At 67.9% G+C, this 3,008-nt stretch carries 2 protein-coding genes; both read left to right on the top strand.

The window, feature by feature from the left end:
* Nucleotides 1–69: 69 nt before the first annotated feature.
* Complete coding sequence (locus tag EQG76_RS20655) at nt 70–966, top strand: RNA polymerase factor sigma-32 (RefSeq protein ID WP_159716223.1); 897 nt, start codon at nt 70–72, stop codon at nt 964–966.
* Between the two features lie 338 nt (nt 967–1,304).
* On the top strand, nt 1,305–2,924 hold the full coding sequence (locus EQG76_RS20650) for a GMC family oxidoreductase (protein ID WP_159716222.1): 1,620 nt from the start codon (nt 1,305–1,307) through the stop codon (nt 2,922–2,924).
* The last annotated feature ends 84 nt before the right edge of the window (nt 2,925–3,008 follow it).

Raw genomic sequence — 3,008 nt, 5'->3', positions numbered from 1 at the left:
GCTGAGGCGCCGCCCGGGTCGGGGTGCGGCAGTCGCCTTCAGGACCCGAGCTCTCGCGGAGGCATCAGGATGAGTATGATTGACACCATGTCGGCGCAGCGCGCAGACCGCCGCTTCGTACAGGGTGCCATGGCCGCCCCGATGCTCGCTCGCGAACACGAGCTGGAACTGGCGCGGCGCTGGCGTGAAAACAATGACCAGGCCGCACTTCACGAACTCGTGACCTCCTATCTGCGGCTCGTGGTGGCGACCGCTGGCCGCTATCGCAATTACGGCCTGCCCATGCCCGATCTGGTACAGGAAGGCATGGTCGGGCTGATGCAGGCCGCGGCCCGATTCGAGCCGGAGCGGGATGTCCGCTTCTCGACCTATGCCGCCTGGTGGATCCGCTCGGCCATGCAGGATTTCGTGCTGCGCAACTGGTCGATCGTGCGCACCGGCACCACTGCCGCGCAGAAGTCGCTGTTCTTCAACCTGCGCCGGCTGCGCGCCCGCATCGATGGTGGGCGCAAGCAGCAGATGGACGACGACGATCGGGCGGCGATCGCCCAGGAGCTAGATGTCGGCATTGCCGACGTGATCGCCATGGAGCACCGGCTGTCGGCCGCGGACCAGTCGCTGAACGCGCCGGTCGGTCTGGAAGGCGAGAGCGTCGGCCAGGACTTCATCGCCGACGAGCGGCCGAACCCCGAGGAGGCGCTGGCCGACGGCCATGACAGCCGCACCCGCACTCGCTGGATCGCGAGCTCGCTGGCGACCCTCTCGGAACGTGAGCAGATCATCATCCGCGAGCGGCGCCTGCGCGAGGAAGGCTCCACCCTGGAGGAGCTCGGCCGCAAGCTCGGCATCAGCAAGGAGCGAGTCCGGCAGATCGAGCACCGCGCCTTGCAAAAGCTGAAGAACGCGCTGCTCCAGCAGGTCAAGGATCCGGCCGACGAGGCGATCCTGGTAGGAGCGTTCGCCTGAGCCTGCCCAGCGGCCACTTTCCAGCGAGCGGTGCCCGTCAAGGGCGCCGCTCCATGCATTTCTGACGGTAGGGCGTTTCCGACGGTAGGGCGGCCGACTGGCCCTTGATGGTGGCCCTCAGCACCAGCCGGCCGGCCGCCGCGGTCAGCCATGACCATCCGCCGCTATGCCGTCTCCCCAAAAGCATGGCCGGACCCCGCCTCATGTCGTCGTTTCGGCAGTTGGCGGCCGGAGGTGTCAGCCGCTATCTCGCGACATGGGGCGCAACCGGCAGCGGCGATCCACGAGATCCTCGCCGATTCTACAGAGCCGCAGCGCCCTTTCTGCTGGGGAGTGCAATGGCGCGCGAAGAGTTCGATTTCATCGTGGCGGGCGGCGGATCGTCCGGCTGCGTGGCTGCGGCCAAACTGGCGGCGGTCGGCAACCATCGGGTGCTCCTACTGGAGGCCGGCCATTCCCATCGCCACCCGCTGCTCGACATGCCGCCCGGCATCTTCAAGCTGATCAACGGCAGCAAGTACATGCGCTACCACACCACGGTGCCACAGGAGCATCTGGAGGGCCGCGCGCACGATATTCCGCAGGCCAACGTGCTGGGCGGCGGCTCATCGGTGAACGCGCAGGTCTATATCCGCGGCCGACCCTCCGACTATGACGAGTGGCACGACCTGCTGCGCGGCAACAATGATGGCGCGGACTGGAGCTGGCAGGCGGTCCTGCGCCACTTCCGCGGCATGGAGGGCAACAACCGCCTGCATAATGCGCGCCACGGCGCGGACGGGCCGCTGCTGGTCTCCGACCCCGGCCACGTCAACGACTTCTCGCGCTGGTTCCTCCAGGCCGTCCAGGCGCTGGGCGTGCCCTACAACCACGACTTCAACGGCGAGAGCCAGTACGGGGTCGGCCTCTACCAGTTCATGAACCGCAGCGGCCGGCGCAGCAGTGCCGCCTATGCCTTCCTTGAACCGCTCAAGGGCGATTCTCGCCTGACCATCCGGCTGAACGCCGAGGTGACCCGGATCATCGTGGAGAACGGCCGGGCGGTGGGGGTAGCCTATTGGCAGAATGGCGAGGATCGCGTCGCCCATGCCCGGGGCGAGGTGGTGCTGTCGGCCGGGTCGCTGGTGAGCCCGAAGCTGCTGATGCTCTCGGGCATCGGCCCGGCCGACCAGTTGCGGGAGCACGGCATCGCCTGCCAGGTCGACCTGCCGGGCGTGGGCGAGAACCTGATCGACCATCCGGAAGTGCCGATGACCGCGGTCGCGAACGGCCGCTACGGCTACTTCAAGGAAGGGGTCGGCTGGCGGATGCTGCGCAATGGCCTGCAGTTCAAGCTGTTCGGCACCGGCCCGGTCACCTCCGCCGGCGTGGAGGCCGGCGCCTTCGTCAACCCGGCCGACCCGGACGCACCGCCGACCATCCAGGCCTTCTGCGTGCCGATCGTGTACCTGGACCGCGACACCCGCAACACCATGCAGGACACGTACGGCCTGACCATCACCACGGTGGTGGTGAAGCCTAAGTCACGCGGTACGGTCCGCCTGCGCTCCGCCGACCCCATGGCCATGCCGCTGGTGTCGCCGAACCTGCTGAAGGACGAGCAGGACATGGCGGAGATGATGGCGGGCCAGCGCTTCTTCCTGCGGGTGTTCCGCACCAGCCCGGTGGCCGAGCGGATCGAGCGCATCGCCCTGCCCGATAGCGCCGAACCGGACGACGAGGTCCTGCGCCGCCATTGCCGGCGCTTCGTAAAGACCAACTACCACCCGGCCGGAACCTGTAAGATGGGGGCCGATGGCGACCCGATGGCGGTGCTGGATGCGAAGATGCGGGTCCGGGGCGTGGACGGCCTGCGGGTGTGCGACCTGTCCGCCGTGCCGAACATCAATGCCGGCAACACCAACGCCCCGGCGATGATGCTGGGCGACCGCTGCTCGGACTTCATCATGGGCCGCTGAACAGGCCAGGATGCTTGGCTGCGCCGGTGCCCGGATGGGTTAGATCCATCCGGGCGGCCGGTTCAGCGATGATCGCAGGGCTGC

The organism is Geminicoccus flavidas (assembly GCF_009806515.1).
Classification (GTDB): Bacteria; Pseudomonadota; Alphaproteobacteria; order Geminicoccales; family Geminicoccaceae; genus Geminicoccus; species Geminicoccus flavidus.
This window is presented reverse-complemented; position numbering and strand designations above follow the sequence as displayed.